General features: G+C 67.2%; 16 protein-coding genes, 1 tRNA gene and 1 other RNA gene. 4 read left to right on the top strand and 14 right to left on the bottom strand.

Features of this window, described 5'->3' with window-relative positions; genetic code table 11:
* The 5 genes from M7D61_RS08880 to ffs form a co-directional block, all read right to left on the bottom strand.
* On the bottom strand, positions 1-1,769 hold a 1,769-nt coding region (locus tag M7D61_RS08880; protein WP_298229636.1), incomplete at its 3' end, for a DNA polymerase III subunit gamma and tau.
* A gap of 223 nt (positions 1,770-1,992) precedes the next feature.
* The gene (locus tag M7D61_RS08875) at positions 1,993-3,099 is read right to left on the bottom strand and encodes an acetate kinase (protein WP_298229635.1); all 1,107 of its coding nucleotides are present in this window, start codon (positions 3,097-3,099) and stop codon (positions 1,993-1,995) included.
* Positions 3,096-5,222, bottom strand: a complete 2,127-nt coding sequence (gene pta / locus M7D61_RS08870) for a phosphate acetyltransferase (protein WP_298229633.1) — start codon at positions 5,220-5,222, stop codon at positions 3,096-3,098. The genes M7D61_RS08875 and pta overlap by 4 nt, the downstream gene beginning before the upstream one ends.
* On the bottom strand, positions 5,219-7,654 hold the full coding sequence (locus M7D61_RS08865) for a phosphoketolase family protein (protein ID WP_298229631.1): 2,436 nt from the start codon (positions 7,652-7,654) through the stop codon (positions 5,219-5,221). Before M7D61_RS08865 ends, pta begins: the two co-directional genes overlap by 4 nt.
* 71 nt (positions 7,655-7,725) lie before the next feature.
* Positions 7,726-7,822, bottom strand: an RNA gene (gene ffs, locus M7D61_RS08860) — signal recognition particle sRNA small type.
* A gap of 27 nt (positions 7,823-7,849) precedes the next feature.
* Here ffs and M7D61_RS08855 point away from each other — a divergent pair.
* Positions 7,850-7,937: transfer RNA gene (locus tag M7D61_RS08855), tRNA-Ser, on the top strand.
* A gap of 75 nt (positions 7,938-8,012) precedes the next feature.
* Here the strand turns inward: M7D61_RS08855 and M7D61_RS08850 are convergent.
* Both M7D61_RS08850 and M7D61_RS08845 read right to left on the bottom strand, forming a co-directional pair.
* Entirely contained in the window at positions 8,013-9,272 is a 1,260-nt protein-coding gene (locus M7D61_RS08850) for a tyrosine-type recombinase/integrase (RefSeq protein WP_298229629.1), read from the bottom strand.
* Positions 9,265-9,885, bottom strand: a complete 621-nt coding sequence (locus M7D61_RS08845) for a helix-turn-helix transcriptional regulator (RefSeq protein ID WP_298229627.1) — start codon at positions 9,883-9,885, stop codon at positions 9,265-9,267. The genes M7D61_RS08850 and M7D61_RS08845 overlap by 8 nt, the downstream gene beginning before the upstream one ends.
* Positions 9,886-9,978: 93 nt before the next feature.
* Between M7D61_RS08845 and M7D61_RS08840 the strand changes: the two genes are divergently transcribed.
* Genes M7D61_RS08840 through M7D61_RS08830 form a run of 3 tightly spaced genes read left to right on the top strand, consistent with a single transcriptional unit; the run spans position 9,979 to position 10,756 of the window.
* Entirely contained in the window at positions 9,979-10,188 is a 210-nt protein-coding gene (locus M7D61_RS08840; protein WP_298229625.1) for a helix-turn-helix domain-containing protein, read from the top strand.
* Positions 10,185-10,457 carry an addiction module protein gene (locus M7D61_RS08835; protein ID WP_298229623.1) on the top strand — a complete coding sequence of 91 codons (273 nt, stop codon included), beginning with the start codon at positions 10,185-10,187 and terminating at the stop codon, positions 10,455-10,457. The genes M7D61_RS08840 and M7D61_RS08835 overlap by 4 nt, the downstream gene beginning before the upstream one ends.
* Complete coding sequence (locus tag M7D61_RS08830; RefSeq protein WP_298229621.1) at positions 10,454-10,756, top strand: type II toxin-antitoxin system RelE/ParE family toxin; 303 nt, start codon at positions 10,454-10,456, stop codon at positions 10,754-10,756. The genes M7D61_RS08835 and M7D61_RS08830 overlap by 4 nt, the downstream gene beginning before the upstream one ends.
* Positions 10,757-10,763: 7 nt before the next feature.
* Here M7D61_RS08830 and mobF read toward each other — a convergent pair whose 3' ends face one another.
* The 7 genes from mobF to M7D61_RS08795 all read right to left on the bottom strand — a co-directional run bounded on the left by mobF (position 10,764) and on the right by M7D61_RS08795 (position 20,563).
* Positions 10,764-13,718 carry a MobF family relaxase gene (gene mobF / locus M7D61_RS08825; RefSeq protein ID WP_298229619.1) on the bottom strand — a complete coding sequence of 985 codons (2,955 nt, stop codon included), beginning with the start codon at positions 13,716-13,718 and terminating at the stop codon, positions 10,764-10,766.
* Positions 13,719-14,158: 440 nt separating this feature from the next.
* Positions 14,159-15,349: an MFS transporter gene (locus tag M7D61_RS08820; protein ID WP_298229617.1), complete on the bottom strand. Its 1,191-nt coding sequence runs from the start codon at positions 15,347-15,349 to the stop codon at positions 14,159-14,161.
* 30 nt (positions 15,350-15,379) lie between these two features.
* Positions 15,380-16,267 carry a radical SAM protein gene (locus M7D61_RS08815; protein ID WP_298229615.1) on the bottom strand — a complete coding sequence of 296 codons (888 nt, stop codon included), beginning with the start codon at positions 16,265-16,267 and terminating at the stop codon, positions 15,380-15,382.
* Positions 16,264-17,031, bottom strand: coding sequence for a hypothetical protein (locus M7D61_RS08810; RefSeq protein WP_298229613.1), 768 nt, complete (start codon positions 17,029-17,031; stop codon positions 16,264-16,266). Before M7D61_RS08810 ends, M7D61_RS08815 begins: the two co-directional genes overlap by 4 nt.
* A gap of 5 nt (positions 17,032-17,036) precedes the next feature.
* A complete protein-coding gene (locus tag M7D61_RS08805; RefSeq protein WP_298229611.1) occupies positions 17,037-17,939 on the bottom strand; it encodes a hypothetical protein in 903 nt (300 codons plus the stop codon).
* A complete protein-coding gene (locus tag M7D61_RS08800; RefSeq protein ID WP_298229609.1) occupies positions 17,932-19,248 on the bottom strand; it encodes an amino acid--tRNA ligase-related protein in 1,317 nt (438 codons plus the stop codon). The genes M7D61_RS08805 and M7D61_RS08800 overlap by 8 nt, the downstream gene beginning before the upstream one ends.
* On the bottom strand, positions 19,241-20,563 hold the full coding sequence (locus tag M7D61_RS08795) for a radical SAM protein (RefSeq protein ID WP_298229607.1): 1,323 nt from the start codon (positions 20,561-20,563) through the stop codon (positions 19,241-19,243). Before M7D61_RS08795 ends, M7D61_RS08800 begins: the two co-directional genes overlap by 8 nt.
* Positions 20,564-20,566: the final 3 nt, after the last annotated feature.

Here is a 20,566-nt window from a genome sequence, read left to right as displayed (position 1 = left end):
TCCGCGGGTGCGGGTGCGGGTGCGGCGGCGGGTGCGGCGGCGGGTGCGGGCTCCGCGGCGGCGAGTGCAGGCTCCTGGGCCACGGGTGCGGGCTCCTGGGCCACGGGTGCGGGCTCCGCGGCTGCGCTCGGGGCCGCCGGCGCCGCACTGGCGAACTGCTCCTTGAGGGAGGCGGCGAACGCGGCGGCGGTGAGGGCGACGAACTTCACGCGGATGCCGAGCAGGTCGAGGATCGCCTGGCGGAGGAGCTCGCTCGCGCCGTCCGCCTGGCCGGGGACCGGGCGGAAGGAGTCCCGCTCGGCATCGGACGGGAAGGTCAGCGTCAGCACGTCGCCGTCGAGCTTGCGCACCGTCGCCGTGAAGACGACCAGCCACGCCGCGCGCCTGGCCTTCTGCACCCGGTCGAGAACCTGCGGCCAGGCGTCTTTGAGCTGCTGGAGGGTGACCGGGCCGGCGGGAGTCGGGGCCGAGACGGCGGTCTCCGCCACGCCGGTGACGCCGGGGGTGGTCCACTCGCCGGCGGGCGCGGGCGCGGGCACGGGCGCGGGCGCGGGCGCGGCGGGCGACACCGCGGCAGCCGGCGCCGCCGCCACGGCAGGGATGGCAGGACCTGAGGCTGCGGGAGCTGCAGGGATGACCGCGCCGGGGCCGGAGTGCACGGCGGCATCCCGCTCCACCAAGGCGCGCGCGAGCATGAGCTCGAGCTGCAGGCGCGGCGCCGTCGTCCCCGACATCTCGGTCAGTGCCGCAAAGACAATGTCGGCCACCCGCGACAGCTCGCCCGAGCCGAACGAGCGCGCCTGCGTCGCCATCCGGTCGAGCTCGTCGGCGGGTACCCCGCGCAGGACTGCGGCGGCGGATTCCCGCCCCGCGGCCGCGATGACGATGAGGTCGCGCAGCCTCTCCAGCAGGTCTTCGACGAACCGGCGCGGGTCCTGCCCGGTCTGGACGACCCGGTCGACGGCGGCGAACGCCGCCGCGGCGTCGCGGCCGGCCAGCGCATCCACCACCTCGTCCAACAGCGCGGCGTGCGTGTAGCCGAGCAGCGCGACCGCGCGCTCGTAGTCGATCACATCGCCTTCCGACCCCGCCATGAGCTGGTCGAGCAGCGAGAGCGTGTCGCGCGGCGAACCGCCACCGGCGCGCACCACGAGCGGCAGCACACCGGGCGCGGCGGCGATGCACTCTTCGGAGCAGAGCTTCTGCACGTAGTCGAGCATGAGCGCGGGCGGCACGAGCCGGAACGGGTAGTGGTGGGTGCGCGAGCGGATCGTGCCGATGACCTTCTCCGGCTCGGTGGTGGCGAAGATGAACTTCACATGCTCGGGCGGCTCTTCCACGATCTTGAGCAGCGCATTGAAGCCCTGCGGCGTCACCATGTGCGCCTCGTCGAGGATGAAGATCTTGTAGCGGTCGCGCGCCGGGGCGAAGATCGCGCGCTCGCGGATGTCGCGGGCGTCGTCGACGCCGTTGTGGCTCGCCGCGTCAATCTCGACGACGTCGAGCGAGCCCTGCCCGCCGCGACCGAGCTCGACACAGGATTCGCAGACACCGCACGGCGTGTCGGTCGGGCCCTCGACGCAGTTGAGGCAGCGCGCCAGAATGCGCGCGCTCGTCGTCTTGCCGCAGCCGCGCGGCCCCGAGAACAGGTAGGCGTGGTTGACCCGGTTGGTGCGCAGCGCCGTCATCAGCGGCTCGGTCACCTGAGCCTGGCCGATCATCTCGGCGAAGGTCTCGGGCCGGTAGCGGCGGTAGAGGGCGGTGACCACTCTCTGATGGTAGTGAGCCGCGCTGACAGCGGGCCTGAACCGGAACCGCCCGCCGGGCGTTCCCCCCGAAACTGCGCTGCACGCGCAAGCCGGCGGGCGGTATCCGCTGTTCAGTTGCCCCCGAAGCCGCGTCGCGAAGAGTTGTGAGGCCCCACGAGTGCAACGCGTCCTTCGCTGGGAACAATCGGCGCACCATCCGCCGCCGTTAGTGCGCTTGCGGGGCTCAGAAGAGCAGCGCGAGCACCTCGCGGGCGATCTCGAGCTCCTCGTTCGTCGGCACCACGAGAACCGTGACACGCGAGGCATCCGAGGAGATGGTGCGGATTCCGCCCTCGGCGCCCTCGTTGCGCCCGGGCTCCACCTCGATGCCCAGATGGCCGAGCCCCGCGAGCACCTCGGCGCGCACCGCCGCGCTGTGCTCGCCGATGCCCGCCGTGAAGGAGACGACGTCGAGCCCGCCGAGCAGCGCAGCGTACGCGCCGACGTAGTGCGTGATGCGCCGCCGGAACACCTGCGCGGCCAGAGCGGCGCGCTCGTCGCCGGCGGCCGTCGCCGCCTGCACGTCGCGCCAGTCGGCGTGCCCCGAGAGGCCGAGGAGGCCGCTGCGCGTGTTGAGCAGCTCGTCGAGCTCGTCGGCGCCGAGCCCCGCCCGGCGCATGAGGTGGAGCAGCACGGCGGGATCGAGGTCGCCCGAGCGGGTGCCCATGACGAGGCCCGCGAGCGGGGTCAGCCCCATGCTCGTGTCGACGGAACGGCCGCCGTCGATCGCGCACGCCGAGGCGCCGTTGCCGAGGTGGAGCACGATCTGCTTGAGCGAATCCAGCGGCCGGCCGAGGAAGCGCGCCGCCTCGCCGGACACGAACCGGTGAGAGGTGCCGTGGAAGCCGTAGCGGCGCACCCGGTACTGCTCGGCGAGCTCGCGGTCGATCGCGTAGGTGTACGCCTCGGGCGCGAGGGTCTGATGGAACGCCGTGTCGAAGACCGCCACCTGCGGGATGCCGGGAAAGGCGTCCTGCACCGCGCGGATGCCGTCGAGGTTCGCCGGGTTGTGCAGGGGCGCGAGCTCGGCGAGCGCGTCGATCCTCGCGAGCACGCCGTCGTCGACGAGGGTCGCCGCCGAGAAGTCGGAGCCGCCGTGCACGACGCGGTGCCCCACGGCGTCGGCGGTGAGACCGAGCCGTTCCAGCTCGCCGATCATGGTGCGGCAGGCCGCTACGTGATCCGTGACCCGCTCGATCAGCCCGCTCGCGAGGACCGACTCGGCCGTCATGTCGATGAGCTGGTACTTCAGCGAGGACGAGCCGCTGTTGACGACGAGGATGCCGGTCACTCGGTGCTCTGCGCCTGGATGGCCGTGATCGCGATGGTGTTGACGATGTCCTCCACCAGCGCGCCGCGCGAGAGGTCGTTCACCGGCTTCTTGAGCCCCTGCAGCACCGGCCCGATCGCCACCGCGCCCGCGCTGCGCTGCACCGCCTTGTACGTGTTGTTACCCGTGTTGAGATCGGGGAAGATGAACACCGTCGCGCGCCCCGCCACCCGCGAGCCCGGCGCCTTCGCCGCGGCCGTCACCGCATCCGCCGCCGCGTCGTACTGCAGCGGCCCGTCGACGAGCAGCTCCGGAGCCCGCTCGTGGACCAGCTCGGTCGCGGCCTTGACCTTGTCGACGTCGGCGCCCCTGCCGGAATCCCCCGTCGAGTACGACAGCATCGCCACCCGCGGCTCGATCCCGAACTGCTGGGCTGTGGCCGCCGCCGAGATGGCGATGTCGGCGAGCTGCTCGGCGGTCGGATCGGGCACCACCGCACAGTCCCCGTAGACGAGCACCCGGTCGGCGAGCGCCATGAGGAAGACACTCGATGCGATCGAGACGCCCGGCTTGGTCTTGATGATCTCGAATGCCGGACGGAGGGTGTGCGCGGTGGTGTGCACCGCCCCCGAGACCATGCCGTCGGCCATCCCGAAGTACACCATCATCGTGCCGAAATAGGCCACATCGGTGACGATGTCGAGCGCCTGGTCGAGCGTCACGCCCTTCTTGGCGCGCAGCTCGGCGTACTTCTCGCCGAACAGCCGATGCAGCGTCGGATCGGAGGTGCTCACGACGCGCGCCTGGTCGAGGTGGAGGCCGAGGGAGCGGGCACGGGCGCGCACGGATTGCTCGTCGCCGAGGATCGTGAGATCGGCGATGCCGCGCGCCAGCACGATCGCCGCCGCTCTCAGAATGCGGTCCTCTCCCCCCTCGGGAAGCACGATGTGCTTCGTGACGCTGCGGGCGCGCTCGGCGAGCCCGTACTCGAACATCAGCGGGGTGACGACGGGCGAGGCCTCCACGTCGAGCGCGTCGAACAGCGCGATGTGGTTGACGTTGCGGTCGAAGAGCGCGATCGCGCGCTCCTCCTTGCGCTTCGACTCCCCCGCGAGGCGGTTCTGCGCCCGGTTGATGCGCACCGTCGTCTCGTAGGTGCCGTACACCGTCGAGATGATCGGCATCGTCGGATGCATCGCGTCGATGAGGCGCTTGACGGACTCGTCGAGCGCGAAGCCCCCGTTGAGCACGACCGCCGCGCTCGAGGCGAACGCGCCGGACTCGTTCGCGGCGAGCACCGCGAGCAGCACCTCGGCGCGGTCGCCCGGCACGACGACGACGGCGCCCTCGATGAGGCGCGGCAGCATGTGCTCCATCGACATGCCCGCTACGACGATGCCGAGCGCCTCGCGCTCGCACAGCGCCGGGTCGCCGAAGACGAGCTCGCCGTCGACGGCGTCGATGACGGCCGAGACCGTCGGCGCCACGAGCAGCGGGTCCTCGGGGATGACGAACACCGGCGTCTGCCCGTCGACCCGGCCCGGCAGCCCGGAGAGCGCCTGGTCGATCTGCAGGACGGCATCCGGGTCGGCCCGGTTGACGACGACGCCGAGGAGAGCGGCATGTTCGGCGTGGAGCTCGGCGATCGTGGACTCCGCCAGCTGCTTCACCTGCGCGGGGCTCCGCGGGGGGCGGGCGCCCATGACCTCGTCGCCCGCGATGCCGGCGACCCGCCCGCCGAGCACGAGCAGCACCGGCGCGCCGAGGTTCGCGGCGATGCGCGCGTTGAAGCCGAGCTCGGTCGGTGCGCTGACGCCGGTGTAGTCGGAGCCGACGACGACGACCGCGTCGCACTTCGCCTCGACGGCCTTGTAGCGCTCGATGATGCGGCCGAGGGCGACATCCGGATCGCCCTGCACGTCGTCGTAGGTGATGCCGATCACCTCGTCGTAGGTCAGCCCGGCCGTCTGGTTCTCGATGAGGAGCTGCACGACATAGTCCTGCCCGTCGCTCGAGCGCGCGATGGGCCGGAACACGCCGACGCGCTGCACCTGGCGGGTGAGCGCCCGCAGTACGCCGAAGGCGACGGTCGACTTGCCCGTCGACCCCTCAGCCGAGGCCACGTAGATGGACTTGACGCTCATTCGTTGTCGCCACCCGTGCCCTGGTGCGCGCCCGCCTCCGAGCGGCCGTCGCCCCACGCCCAGTTCGCGACCTCAGGGAGGTCCTCGCCGTGCTCGCGCGTGTACGCGCGGGCGCGCACCCGGGCGTCCTGCATCTCCTGGCGCAGCGGGCCGTACTTCTCGGCGAGGCCGGGCACCCGGTCGATGACGTCGATGACGAGATGGTAGCGGTCGAGATCGTTGAGCATCACCATGTCGAACGGCGTCGTCGTCGTGCCCTTCTCCTTGTAGCCGCGCACGTGGAGGTTGGCGTGGCCGGCCCGGCGGTAGGTGAGCCGGTGGATGAGCCACGGATAGCCGTGGTAGGCGAAGATCACCGGCTTGTCGACGGTGAAGATCGCGTCGTAGTCCTGATCGGGGAGACCGTGCGGATGCTCGCTCTCAGGCTGCAGCTTCATGAGGTCGACGATGTTGACGACGCGCACCGCGAGATCGGGAATCCGGTTCTGCAGGATTTCGGACGCCGCGAGGATCTCGAGCGTCGGGACGTCGCCCGCCGCAGCCAGCACGACGTCGGGCGCCTCGCCCGCGACCTCGCTGCCCGCCCACTCGAAGATGCCGAGGCCGCGCTGGGTGTGCTCGGCCGCCTGCTCGACGGTGAGGAGGTTCGGCTGCGGCTGCTTGCCCGCGACGACGACATTGACGTAGTTCACCGAGCGCAGGCAGTGGTCGTAGACCGCGAGCAGCGTGTTGGCGTCGACGGGCAGGTAAACGCGCACGACATCGGCGCTCTTGTTGACGACGTGGTCGATGAAGCCCGGGTCCTGGTGCGAGAAGCCGTTGTGGTCCTGCCGCCAGACGTGGCTCGAAAGCAGGTAGTTGAGGCTCGCGACGGGCCGGCGCCACGGGATCCCGCGGGCCGTCTTCAACCACTTCGCGTGCTGGTTGAACATCGAGTCGACGATGTGGATGAACGCCTCGTAGCTCGTGAAGAGACCGTGCCGCCCGGTGAGCGTGTAGCCCTCGAGCCAACCCTCGCAGGTGTGCTCGGAGAGGATCTCCATGACGCGGCCGGTGGGCGCGAGGTTCTCGTCGGTCGGGCGGATCTCGCCCTCCCACTGCTTGTCCGTCGTGCGGTACACCGACGGTGCGAGACGGTTCGACGCCGTCTCGTCGGGGCCGAAGATGCGGAAATTGTCGGGATTGCCCGCGATGACGTCGGCGAGCCACTCGCCGAGCACGCGCGTCGCCTCGCTGAGCGTGCTGCCCGGCGTCGGAACGTCGGCCCCGTACCGGCGCCAGTCGGGCAGGCGGAGATCGCGCTTGAGCAGGCCGCCGTTCGCATGCGGGTTCGCGCTCATGCGCAGCTCGCCCTCCGGCGCGATCGCGACCGTGTCGGGCAGCGGCGCACCGCTCTCGTCGAAGAGCTCCTCGGGGCGATAGGAGCGCAGCCACTCCTCAAGGATCGCGATGTGCTCCTTCGTGTCGCGCATGTTCGCGAGCGGCACCTGGTGCGAGCGCCAGGAGTCCTCGATGGCGAGGCCGTCGATCGTCTCCGGGCCCGTCCACCCCTTCGGCGTGCGCAGGATGATCATCGGCCACTTGGCCCGGCCCTCGAGTCGGCCCTCGCGGGCTGCGGCCTTGATCTCGGCGATCTCGTCGAGCGCCCGGTCGAGGGTCTCGGCCATGCGCCGGTGCACCGCGAGGTGATCCTCGCGGTGGAAGCCGCCCTCGACGACATAGGGGTGGTAGCCGTAGCCCTCGAAGAGGGCGAGGAGCTCGGCGCGGGGAATCCGGTCGAGAACCGTCGGGTTCGCGATCTTGTAGCCGTTGAGGTGCAGGATCGGCAGCACCACGCCGTCCTGCACCGGGTTGAGCCACTTGTTGGAGTGCCAGCTCGTCGCGAGCGGGCCGGTCTCGGCCTCGCCGTCGCCGACGACCGCGGCCACCAGCAGATCGGGGTTGTCGAACGCGGCGCCGAAGGCATGGCTCAGCGAATAGCCGAGCTCACCGCCCTCGTGGATGCTGCCCGGCGTCTCAGGGGCGACGTGCGACGGGATTCCCCCCGGGAACGAGAACTGGCGGAACAGCTTCCCGATGCCCGCCTCGGTCCTGTCGATGTCGGAGTACACCTCGGAATAGGTGCCATCGAGGTAGGCGCTCGCAACGATCGCGGGGCCGCCGTGGCCGGGCCCGGTGATGAAGAGGGTCGACTGCTGCCGCTCGCGGATGGCCCGGTTGAGGTGCGCATAGATGAAGGTCAGACCCGGCGTCGTGCCCCAGTGGCCGAGCAGGCGCGGCTTGATGTCGTCGTGGGTCAGCGGGCGCTTCAGCAGCGGATTGTCCAACAGGTAGATCTGCCCGACGGCGAGGTAGTTGGCGGCACGCCAGAAGGTGTCGATGAGACGGATGGCCTCGCCTGACACCGGCGCAGAATCGCGAACCGTCCACACGGCTTCAGCCTGTCACGAATCGAATCGGGCCGCATCGGCGCAGCCACGAGTTCATCCCGCTCACCGGGACAGAAAAGGACCACCCGCGCACCCGCCAGAGCCTGGTTACCCTTGCTGCGTCTCCGCCCTGGGGGAGTTGGCCTGGATGGCGCCACGCGGGCGGCCGCCGACCAGTCTATTAGACTCGCTCAGTCCGGAGGATTCGCCTAGTGGCCTATGGCGCACGCTTGGAAAGCGTGTTGGGTGAAAGCCCTCGGGGGTTCGAATCCCCCATCCTCCGCCACTTGAATACCGCGTCTGACCATGCTTTTTTGTGGCCTGGGGACCTTGAAAACAAGGCCATGTGCTGAGATATGTGCTAAGCCCTGCCGCGACGCGAGGCCAGCAACTCCACTGCTGCCTTCTGCATCGTCGGCGTGACGTGGCTGTAGATGTTCATGGTCGTGCTGATCGTGGAGTGGCCAAGTCGTTCTTGAACGATCTTGGGGTGGACGCCGAGTTCGAGCAGGAGCGTGGCGTGCGTGTGCCGTAGTCCCTTGAGCGTGACGCCGCCGGGCAGGTCTTCGATCGCGGCACGAGCGCGGGCGACTCGGTATGTCCAGCGACGTCCGACTTCATTGGGAGAGCGGACCTCTCCGGCGTTGTTGCCGAAGACATAGGCCTCGGGCCGGGCGAGGTCGAGGGATATCGCGCCTCGTTTGGCCTTGTACGCCTTGAGCACGGCGAGTGTTTCGGCATCGAGATCGACGGGCCGCGCCGAGCCGGTCTTGGTCTGCTTCACCGTGTTGCGGATGGTGACGTCGGCGGCGCGGCGAACACTGAGCCTGCCGGCAGTGAAGTTGACGTCACCCCACCGGAGTGCGAGGGATTCGCTGCGCCGCATCCCCGTCCAGGCGATCGTTCTCCAGAGCGGGAACAGGTCGTCCTTGAGCACGTCACGGTTCCAGGCGAGGAAAGCATCGAGTTGCAGCTCCGTCCAGGTGACGATCTCCGGCTTCTGGGCGCGGACCTCGCTGTTCTTCGGCGCCTTGACGGTGCGCTTCTTCCGCGCGGGGTTGGAGGCGATGAAGCCATCATCGAGTGCGGCGTCGAGCATCGCGCCGAGCGCGACGTGCACCTTCTGGACCGTGCTCGCGCCGAGTGGCTGGCCGAGCCCTCGCTTGTCGCGCCGGCCAGAGGTTTCCAGCTCGCGGTAGTGCGCGGCAATGCGGGTCGCGGTGAGCTTGTCGAGGGCGAGGTCGCCGAGTTGCGGCTCGATGTGGTTGCGAATGATCTTCCGGTACCCCTGAATGGTCGATCGCTCCAGTCGCAGCCCTGACACCCACGTCTCGGCATAGGCGGCGACGGTCGGCGTCTTGACGCCGAACTTCTCGTTGTGCGCCTTCTTCTTCAGGGCGTCGGTGAGTGCGTCTTGGGCTTCTTCGGCGCTGGTGAAGCCGCCGCGGGTCATGCGGGTGTCGCCGAGTTCGGGGTGGTCGGGGTCTTTGGGGACGTAGAGCTGGAACTTCCACCGGGTGCCGGCGCGGGTCTCGTAGTGGTCGAGCGCGCCGGGGTGGCGCGAGCGGGAGCGGCGCTGCTTCTTCGGCGCGTCGCTGCCTGCGTCGGGTGAGCTATTCACTGGCACGGATTCTCCTTGTGATGGCGGCGATGTCGCCGGTGTATCCGGGGATGTCGAGGGGCTCGATCGGGGCGAGGGTCGGGTCGAGGTGGCGCCGGCGGGCGTTGGCGAGGTCCAGGCGTTCTCTCTCGCGGCCGGCGGCGCTCTCGTAGGGCTCGCGCTCCACGGTGCCCCCATGCCCGGCGTCGATGCGGCGCAGGGTCTCTTCCGCGCGGTAGAGCGCAGCGGCGGCGAGGTTGCCCTGCTCGGTCCAGTACCGGGTGAGGGCGTCGTCGGTGAGAGCGGTCCTGCCCTCGACCCAGGAACGGAGTTCCTCGGCGTTGAACTGCTCGGGCAGGCCGGTCGGTGCGTCGGCGCCCTCGGGCGGGGTGAGCAGGTCGGCGGGGGTGGTGCTGAGGGCGAAGGCGAGGACGGCGAGGTCGTCGACGTCGACGCGGCGATCGCCGTTCTCGATCTTGCTTATGGCGGACGGTGAGATGGCGCGGCCCGCGGCCTTGATGCGGGCGGAGAGGCTGCGCACGTCGAGGCCGATGCCCTGCCGGGTCCGTCTCAGGTTCGCGGCGACGTGCTGGTTGGTGTTGCCGGGCGGGTTGCCCCGCTGTCTAGGTTCCATATAAGAAACATACAGCGCGATACTTGACACGACAAGGGTGCGGAGTTAGATTCCCTTTCTCGCCTCGGACGGCGCGGAATGGCAGGTGCAGGGATGCGAACGGTGACAGTGACGATGGACGAGCTGCGGAGGTCCCGGAACCTCGTCATCACCAGGACCGAGGCGGCCGCCGCGCTGGGCGTGGACCCGCGCACGATCACCGCGGGCATCGACGCGGGCAACATCCCCGCCGTGCACCTGGGACGCCGGGTGGTCATCCCCCGCGAGAAGTTCCTGCGCGCCTTCGACCCGGACGGCGAATGAGCCGCGAGGTCCTGCCGCGCGTCGGCGCTCGCGCGTACCATGAGGGCATGGTCGATCGGGCCCTCTACGAGCGGGCGCTCCAGCTCGACGAGTCCGCGCGCCGCGAGTTGATCTCGGCGTTGCAGGACTCCCTCGACGCCGGCGAGATCTCGCCCGAGGTCGCTGCGCTGATCGACCAGCGGCTCGCCGAGGCGGACGCGAACCCCGAGGCGTTCGTGTCACTCGACGAGGACGACCGCGAGCTGCGCGAGCGCCGCCGCATCGCGTGAGCTACCACGTCCTTCTCGGCCCCGACGCCCGGCGGGACCGCGACCTGGCGCTGGCCTGGTACGACGCGGAAGCGCCGGAGCAGTCGGAGCGGTTCATCGCCGAGTTCTACGCCGCCGCCCGCCGCCTTGAAGACTTCCCCCGCTCCGCTCCGGTCGTGCGCCGCGGCGTGCGCCAGGCGAGCCTGCACGTCTTCCCGTACCAGCTCCTGTACCGGGTCCACGAGGACGCCGAGATCGTCCAGATCATCGCCGTGCTGCACGACCGGCAAGACCCCGCCCGCCGGGACGAACGCCTCTAGCCCGGACCTACATTCCGAGTCGCGGCCCCTGGTCGTGTTCGACGCTGCGTGTCATGGCCTGCTCGGTGAGCGCGTCATGCCCGGCGTTGCGAAGGTGCTGGGCTCGGCGGTCTATCTCGTGCTTGACGACGAGGCCGGCGGCGTCCTCGACGGGCAGGGCGGCGAAGGTGTCGAGGGCGTGCTGCGCCTGCTCGACGCGGCCCTTCCACGTCTCGGCGTGCTCGGCGATGAGGCGGGCGTAGTCCGGCTGCGAGGCCCGCGTGGCTTCCCGCCGCCAGTGCGCTTCCTGCCTGCGGGCGTCGGTGATGCGCTCGGTGAGCATGGTGCGGCCGAGAGCGACCGCCTGCACCGCCCAGGCCGGGGCGAGCCCGGCGACGGCCTCGACCGCCTTCTGGGTGGCGTGGGTGAGGCCGCGGTCGGCGGTGTCGCGCTCGAGGCCGGACTGGAACTGCTCGCGCGCATCCTCGAGGTCGGTAGCGACGACGTGGAGCTGGTTCGATTCCCGGCCGCGGGTCATGCCGACGTAGACGCCGGAGGCGCTCATCGCGTCGGAGAGGACGGTGTGCGAGCGATTCACCGTGGCGCCTTGGACGCCGTAGGTCGTCACCGCATAGGCCAGGTGCGCGGACGCCGCGACGTAGTCGGCGGGCAGCGCGACGGTGCGCGCCTTGGCTCCGCCGCCGAGTTCGCGCACCCACATGCCGCCGGGGTCGACTTTCTGCACGGTCCAGGTCTGCCGGTTCGCGGCCCCCAGCTCGGAGTCGTTCTGGCGGGTCTGGATGACGTCGCCCGCCCCGATGGGGAGCCCGTCTGTGCCGGGCAGGGTGAGGGTGTCGTCCACGTTCCCCTCGGCAACACGTCGTGCGCGGACAATCTCGTTGAGTGCTCGTGCCTCGTCGTTGGTGGCGACACTGACCGCCATGCCCGGCAGCACATCGGCGGCGATCGCATCGCGGGCGGCCTCGGCGCTCTCATGCAGGCGGACGAGGCCCATTGCCACGAGCTCGTCGAACAGAGCGTCGGGGTTGTCTCCGGCGCGCATCCTGACCGTGAGGGCGGCGTAGGCGGGGTCCGCGAAGCGGTGCACCGTGTCCATGTCGTGCACGACGCCTTTGATCTGGGCGGCCATGTCGAGGACGCCGCCGCGCCCGACCTGCGGGAGCTGCGCCCGATCCCCGACGAGCGCGACGGTGGCCCCGGTCTCGGCGGTCACGGTGAGGAGGGCGAGGGTGGTGTCCTGGTCGAGCATCCCCGCCTCATCGACCACCACCCGCTCGCCGGGGACGAGCCGTGCCGACGTGGACGGGCCGCGGTAGAGCGCCCCCGTCTCCGGGTCCGTCTCGCCGGGGTGCAGGCGTGTCCACACTCCGTCGTCGTTCCACCGCCACCCGTGCTCGTGCACGAGCTTCGCCACCGAATCCGTTGGCACGCCGAGTTCCTGACGGGCGACGTCCGCGGCCTTCTTCGACGGCGTCACCACCCGCACCCTGCGCCCCTCCGCGGCGGCGGCCTGGATGGCGACGCCGAGCATCGTCGTCTTGCCCGCACCCGCCGCGCCCTCGACCACGACAAGGCTCTCGGTCGACGCGATCGCGGCCGCCGCCCGCGCCTGCCCGCGGTCGAGACCGGCCGCCTTCGCCAGGGCGGTCACGTCCGGTGTTGCGGTTGCACGCTGCTGCACGCGGGCGCTCAGCAGATCGCGTAGCGCCGTCTCGACCTGGACGACGTGGAGGCTCGTGAGGTGCGCGACATGCTCCGGCGCGGGTGCGCCGGGCGGCAGGATCGAGAATGTGTCCTCCAGGGCGAGCCGGGTGGCGAGCTCGACGAACCGGGCGATCTCCTTCGGTGCGGCCCGCACGCCGTACTCGGTGAGCAGGCGCGTGGCGTTCTCTTGCACGTCGTGGCGCGTCCACGCCGACCGCGCCGCCGCCACGCGGTCGAGCGCGCGCCGGGCGATGTCTTCGATGCTGAGGTCGTCCAACGACCTGGCCGCCGGGCGCGGGATACGGGGCGGGTTCGGGGTGTAGCCGGCCTCGGCGAGCTCCGCACGCCACCGCGCCTCGCTCCCCAAGCGTGCGGACGCCCGTTTGGCGGGGCGCTCGTGGTCCCACGCCATAGACAGCAGGCGCGCCGTCGCCGACCGGGAGGGCTCCTGGCCCGGATGCTTCGCCTCCCACCCCGCCAGGAAGCGATTGAAGTTGCGGGTCACCTGCTCGCCACGCTTGCTCATGGTCGCGTTGAAGCGCTCCAGCTCGGCCACCTCGCCCGTCACCGGGTCGAGCGTGAGCCCGTGCGCATCGAGCACGGCCGCAAGGCGCGGGTGCGCGGCGATCACCGCCGTCCCGAGCGCTCTGATTGCTCCTTGCTGCTTGAAGAGGGCGGCCGTGTCCAGGGCGCGCCACGCGCCCGCCGCCCACACCCTCGTGCCGATCTGGAAGTGCACATGCCGATGCGGGTCCCCCGCCCGCGAGGTCTTGTGCGAGACCTGCACCGACTGCAACCGCTCAACCGGCACGACCGCCTGACGACCCCGCGGCCCGACACGGGTCACGCTGTGCTCGGCGAGCCAGCCGCGGATCTGAACCGCTGCATCCGCCAAGGCCTCGTCCAGGACCTCGGACACCTCCGGGTGCAACGCGGCCGCGGTCGAGAGGGACTTCGGCGCGTTCACCACCATCTCCGCAAACCTGGGCGACCCCTGCTTCCCGTCGCCCGCACCGCGCGGCCGGCCCATCGACTCCCCCGTCAACGGGTCGGTCCAATCCGCCCACCCCGCGTACTGCTCCGGCGACAAGCACGCCACGGCGACGACCTCGCCCGCGGCGTCCACCACGGTCAGCTCCGCGAGAACGGTGCCGCCCTCCAGGTAGTACTCGTCCGCCTTCGACGTGTCCGACTCCAGATACCGGCGCGCACCCGCACCGGTACCCGATAGAGGGAGACGCCGCCGTGCATCCTGCACCTATGTTTCTTATAACGCGCTCAACGTATCTACCACGGTAGCATACGTCCATTTCCCATATGTGGTCTCTGTTGTGTTTGCTGTTCTACAGCTCCTGCACCCGCCCCCCTCGTCTGGCTGCGTGAGCGCCAGACGTCCCGGCCCGTAGGCCTGCCCGTCTCTCTGACGAGTCAGATCCTCAGCCAGGCGATGGTCGACGGCTCGGTTCCTGAGGAGAGTTCCAGGCGAGGTCGAGGTAACTGTCGTCGCCTCTGGCAGGGTGTCGGCGGTCGCTCAACTCGTCGGCGATCTCGTATCAGGCTCCGTGCTGAGGTGCGACCAGGCCTCAAGCACTCTGTAGGCCGTCAGGGCATGTATGCCCATCAGTCTGCCGCTGTTCTCTTGGGTACGTTGGCGGCGCGGGCTCCAGGTGTGCGAATCGCATCGAGAATACGGGCTTACTAAGGACCGACATTCCTTTCCGCGTCGGTCTGCTTTGCCGCAACTCGTCGAAGTGATGCCACCACAACGACAACTGCGACGGCAATCGCGAGAACTACAACACTCGAACTCAGTCCCAGCCATAGCGCATGGTCGTCCCAAGTCCAGCCAAGAAGAAGATCCGCCAGCGCCATAGCGATGCTGGAACTCCAGCCGAAAGCGGACCACAGCAGATTGCGCGAATCGTCCCTGAAGATTGCATGCGCCCTCGAAGCCCCGAGCGTTAGGGCTGCTGAGATCGTGAACTCGGACACAAGGATTGCCGCGCCAGCAAGCCACGGTGAAAGATCTGCCACAGCAAGGAATCCGCCTGAGAGCGCCAAAAGCACCCAGATGTCGACATTGTGTTTTGCTAGCCGCTCTGATTCGAATCGCGTGGCGGCTGCTCCCGCCGCCGCCACCGCGGTGAGTACAACTAGCGCGAGGCCTAGAAAGCTCTCCGGTAGGTGGATCACGCTCACAGCAAGTGGTTGCCATGCAAAAAGCAGAAGCGAAAGTAGTGCCGAGGTCACTACAAAAAGGAGGAGGAGGGGCCACAGCTGCGGTGACCAGTTTCGTCGGAGCCTGGAAAACATCCCGGCGCTTGGGTCAACCTCAACGCGTTCAGATTCGGGCCACGCAAGGCGGACCCACAGTGCGACAAGAAGCATGCCGGCTCCAGCGACAACAATGGCGACTTCGACGTTGAACTGCAGTGCCCCAAAAAGGACGAGGAGCCCTCCGGCCGTGGAGCCGATCCACTTTGTGACGTTGGCGGCTTTCACCAGCCGCTGGCGAGCGTCGCCGTCTTCAGTAGGGATCGAGTTGATGGCAAGGCTGATCGGAGCACCGCTGTATAGGGCCTGCCCGACTGACCACAACAACAAAGCGAGAACGGTGATGGGGACAAAGTCCGTGAGCCCGAACGCCACGAGTCCGATTCCCCAGCTCAGCAGACCGAGGATTGTTAGCCGTCGCTGCCCGAATCGATCGCCCCAGTCGCCGCTCGGAATCTCGATGAAGCTTGAGGCGATCAGCACGCCGAACAACGTTGTGCCGATGAAGCCCGTTGATAGACCACGATCGAGCAGCACTTGCACATAGACACCACCAAATGTGAAGTCTGCGGCTACAACCACAAAGGTGAGTACCAGGAATTTACGCGTCAGCAATGGTCGCCCTCTCCAGGCCCATCCATGGATCTAGGCCACCGTAAGGCAGTCGAGCGAAACGCAGGGACCAGCAGAATGCGCCTGCAAGACCGCGTTGCGTCGATCTACAACTTCCGAGATTGCCGAGGTTCGGATATTGCCGAGAACATCTTCACGGCGCTGACCGCAAAGCTGGATGTTTCCGTCCGCTTCGATGAAGACGCCCGCTTCAACGGCCCTGCAGGCGGTGAGCGGCCGTATCGGACTTCCCTGGAGGTATCGGATTACTCGAAAGTAATACTCGGGCCGGCCGAGCATCTGCTTTGCTGCCCGCAGCTCTGCAACGAGGAGATCGCGCTCCGCACCGCCCAGTGTCGTGAGCGATAGCGGATGCGTCGGCGGCACCGCGACCGGATTGACTTCGAGGTCAAAGTCATGCTGCCGGCAGTAGCCAATAACGTAGGGAAGATCGCTGTAGTTCTTTGCCGTCAATACCAGAGTGACTTGCGTCTCGACATGCGCTGCGGCGAGTGCGTTCAACCCGACCAGGGCGCCCTTTGTGCCACCTCGGACGCGGTCGTCGATCGAGGGCGAGACGTGGTCGAGACTGACGTGAACTCGCGTACCCATCCGGGAAAGCTCGCCGACGAAGTCTGGTCTGCGGGTGAGCAGTAGTCCGTTGGTAAGCAACAGGACCTCGGGGAAGTAGGAATGTCCAATCCTCAGCAGCTCAGGCAGGTCCTCGCGCAGCATCGGCTCGCCGCCCGTCAGGATGAGGCGCGTCAAGGGCTCCTTCTCCGCGCATCGACGGAACCAATCTGCGTAATCGTCAAGCGTTAGAGCGGCGTGAGGATACTCCGCCGCGCCAGTCTCGTACCAGCAATATGTGCATGCCAGATTGCATCCGTTAGAAACCGAAAGGGTCTGGGTCGAGATCATCTCAGCTCATTTCCGAACCAGGGGCGAGAAAAGGTAAACCGGTTGCCTGATGCGAGTGCCCGTTGGGCGGCCTGGGTCATTTCGATGGCTCCGCGCCAAAGGGCGTCTCGCCCTATGTCATGGGCCCTTCGAGTCATGGAACCGACTTGTGCCAATCCGTCGATGTCCTCGTAGCGTTCATAGAGCGAGGCGAACGCCGTGGCCGCTCGATCCCCGCGCACCTCGCCGACGACGTGCCAGACAAGAGCGTCGACGACAGCCTCCGCCCACCCTCGAAGTTCGTCCTCGATCGGCATGGCCACTAGCCCCCCGATCCACTGGTGAAGCAATTCGTGGAGGAGATACAGGCGCGCTTCGGCAGGAGAGTTGAGATTCACTTTGTGGCTGACAACGATCCATCCCGGCGTCGATATGGCGCGAGGGAACTCTTCCTGCCTTCGAGAGATAACGACGGTCGACCACGGGATCGACGGCAGTCTCTTGGAGATCAGCTCCAGTTCCATCGCGATGTCCGCAGTCATCGACGTCAATCGAGCACCGCTAGCGTCGAGCTGGACAGTGCCCGCGAACTCATAGTTGAAATCGCCGTAGCTGACGATTTCAGATGCATAAAACCAAGGAAGTGTCCTCAACGCGGACTGATTCGACTCGCCTTTCCACCGAACTACATGCGGAGCCAGGGCCTGATTTGGATCGAACCCGTGGCGCCTCGCGCCCATAGCGCCGATCCACTGGTCATCAGGCTCGAGTGAGATCGAGGGCATTTGCGTTAGATGCGATGGTCGCATAGGCCAACCCTTGTACCAGGGGACAACAGAACGTCGCCGTGAGTGGGGTACTTCGTCTTGCCGCCGATGAGAGTGCTGTCGCCGAAGCCAAGGTGCACTCTCCCGCTTGCCTTTTCACCGAGCGCGGTGAAGAACGGCATTGACTTGTCGTTGGTGCCGAGTCCCACCTCAACGAGCAAACCAAGCGCTTCGAGCCCTACGACCCGCCCCTGCTGAATCTGGCGGCGCCGAATTCCCTCGGGCGTCAGCACGTCAACGGTGCCCCCGATGGCCGGGTCATCCACCACACCCCAGATCTCTCCGAGGGGAAGTTGCAGGATCTGTGCGCGGCACCGTTCGAGCGCGGTGAAATCGGAGAGTACATCTACGAGGCGGCCAAGATAGAGGTGCGCCCCGTCTGGGCTGGAAAGACAAAGGTCTCCGTCCACCGCCAAGAATTCCCATTGCGCGGTGGCTGCGCGAGTCGCGTCCTCAAAGCCGAATGTCAACGCATGGAGATATGCGTGATGCAAGGCCCGTCCTTCGTCGTTTGCCAGTTCGATGTGGACAATCCGCCCGCCGTTATCCGTGACGTCTCGTTCGAACTCGGCAAGTGATGGCTTCACGTCCGCACCGGGCAGGTCATGAAGCACAAGCGTTGCGCCTCTCATAGCAAACTCCTTGAGGATTCGCAGGCCGTCCGAAGTGCAATCCGACCACGACAGCCGAACACGCTTCACCTCGTCCATCTCCTCGTACAGCTCATCCCAGAAGCTGGCGTCCGATTCCGTCGCTATTACGGTCCCGCCGCGGCCAAAACCCGCGGAGCGGAGCACACTGGCTACCTGCCGAGCAGCAGACATGGCGAGCTCGTGGTCAACAGTGGAGGCCGAGAAATCAGCCATTGAGCTGTGGCGGTCGGGAATAGACCTGAAACTCTGAAAGATCCGGCCCGCCAACGAGCGCCGCCACAAGCCGCTCCCATCCAATACCGACCTTGGCCATCGATGGCGGGGCTTTGTCCAGTTTTTCTACCAGCCATTGGTAGTGGTGGCGAGGTGCTCCCGCATCCAAGACGTTCTCCTGGAATTCCTCTGCGGTGGCGAGAATGCCGGCATGCGCCACCTCGACACCGTCGATGTAGAGCTCGCATTCCTCGATGGCGTCAGAGCCGTCGAAGGCAGGCTCGGCGCTTCTGGCCCCCGTTATCGAGCGCACACCGTGGTCCGACGGCGTCTCCTCAGCCTCAAGCCACCCGCGAGGCATGTGTGTCCACCAACGAGTCGAGAGCTCGCCGCTGTTATTGGCGTCGAATACCCTGGCGGCTGTCTGGAGCCGTGCACGTGCCCGCTCGTTCTCGGCCTGGTCAGCGGCGAGCCGCACGACGCGGCCTGTCGGGGTGCCCTCAAGTGACACAACTCCGCCAACGTCTCGTATGCCACGGAGCAGTACGTCGATAGCGGCTTGAGGGGTGTTCTCTGGGACGAGCAGAGTGTCCAAGTCGCCAGCCCGAAGCCCGGATTCCGGCGGCACCTTGCTCCGCTCAAAATTCCTCGAGATTTTCACCCCGAGGACGTCGGCGGCGACGAGTACCACTGACTCGACGATCGCCATCATCTCAGGGAGGCTCGTGTGCGGCGCGCCAATATTGAGCTGCTCAAACTCGAAGAGGTGCATGCGTGAAGCTGCCGACTCGTGGCGAAGGCACCTACCCCACGAGTAGAAGGGGCCGAAGCCATCGGCCAAAAGGCCATAGAGCGGGAACTCGTCTGACTGGAGAAAAATCAGGCCAGTCTCGCTGCCCTTGTAGGTGAGCGCGTACTCGTCCTCGCCATATTCTCGTGAGGGGGTCCAGACCGAAGGCAGCATCACGTATGTCAGGCCGAGCTCTTGGAGGTGACGCTCGATCGCGGCGCGAACCGATGACATTCGTTTCAATACTTGCGAAGGGTGTACTGCAAATCTCGGCGGCCCGCTTGGCCTGGTGCCGGCGCTGAGAACGTCGTCGACCAAGAACGTTGTTGGACCCGAAAACGACCCGAGGAGCTTCGCGGGGATTCCGTCGCGGAGTTCGGGCGCTTTGTACGTGGTTCCCGCTGCGGTAAGGAGCTCGAACCATCCGCTGTCGGTTGCCAGGTAGCGCTTGCCGCCGGACGCGACAATCCATCCCGACACCACATCCGGCGCTCTTTCGGGACGTTCCGCGCTACTCATCCAGCAGCACCAGCTTCGTCATCTGCCGCATAAAGTCGCACCTGTCGCTGTTCAACCGGCCCTGCCAGAGAATCTTTTCGAGCGCACACGGGCCGCCGCAGATTTGGCTGGCGATGCAGGAATCGCATTCCTTCAAAGGCTCAGCGGCGTAGTGCCACTTAGAGCCCTCCTCAAGAGCCGAGCGCTGCGGATCTGCCATGACTCGCTCATCACGGTGATAGACAACGCAGAGCGACTTCTTCCCCTCTGCGCTCACGTATACCGGCCAGGAAGGCTCGGCGCCGGAGGCTCCAGTGTCCACGCAACCGTCCGTCTGCGGGATAAGGGTCTGCAGATGAGTCGGAATGTAGGTTCCCGGCCCGTGAAAGAAGATGCCCTTGCTGCGGCAGTACTTCCACACCGCCCAGATGGCATCGGCGAGTTCGGTGCCGCCTGTCTCCCAACCCTCGGAGGTGGGCTGAGGTGAGTTGACGCCGACGTCCTTGGGGTGGACTTCGGCCTCTTCTACGAACCACCGGACGTATTCAGGAAGATCCTTTACGTTCCCTGCTGTCGCCGTCATCAGGATGCTCGGCCGACCGCCTTCCTCCACCCAGGAACGAAGCCCTCGCATCGCACGCCCGAACGAACCTCGGCCACTTTTCATAAGGCGATTGATGTCATTGACCTCGGGAGGACCGTCGAAGCTGAACGTGAGATCGAATCCGCTGTCCACTAGCCAACGGGCACGCTGCCCTGAAAGCAGCGTTCCGTTCGTGGTGACCGTCTCGCGGAATGACGGAATGGTGCCCGCCTCGACTGCTAAGGAGAGCATCTCGTGGGCGTAGACGATGTTGTCCCATTCCAGTAGCGGCTCCCCACCGAAGTACTGAATGGAAAGCGGGTAGCCTCGTCCCTGCTCGATGAACCAGTTGAGCGTCTCGGTCAGCTGCTCGCGACTCAGTACCGGCTGTTCGTCCTCGGGGTACATTTTCTGCTGAAAGCAGTACGTGCAACTCATGTTGCACTTCTCTGTGATTGAGAGCCTCAGGGTGCCGAAGTGGCCTGCTCGAGTCTTGACTCGCTCGCGCCGAGAATCCGCGATTCGCTGGATCGCCTGGAAATCGGCCTCGACGTCGTCTCGCAGGAATCCCGTCTCGATGAGGGGCTCGAGCAACTCGGGGGAAACGATCTCGCCCCGACCAACGCTCTCAAGTAGAGAGACATCTGTCGGGGCGAGATCGAACGCCTCTAGCGTCAAGCTGTTGAACCCCACAGCTTTAGGACCGCTCCGCACGACATGCGCGTAGCGGCTCAATGTGGGCTGCGGCAGCACAAC

The organism is Gryllotalpicola sp., from assembly GCF_027352875.1.
GTDB lineage: Bacteria > Actinomycetota > Actinomycetes > Actinomycetales > Microbacteriaceae > Gryllotalpicola.
The sequence above is the reverse complement of the archived record's forward strand: the minus strand, read 5'-3'. Positions and strand labels throughout refer to the sequence as shown.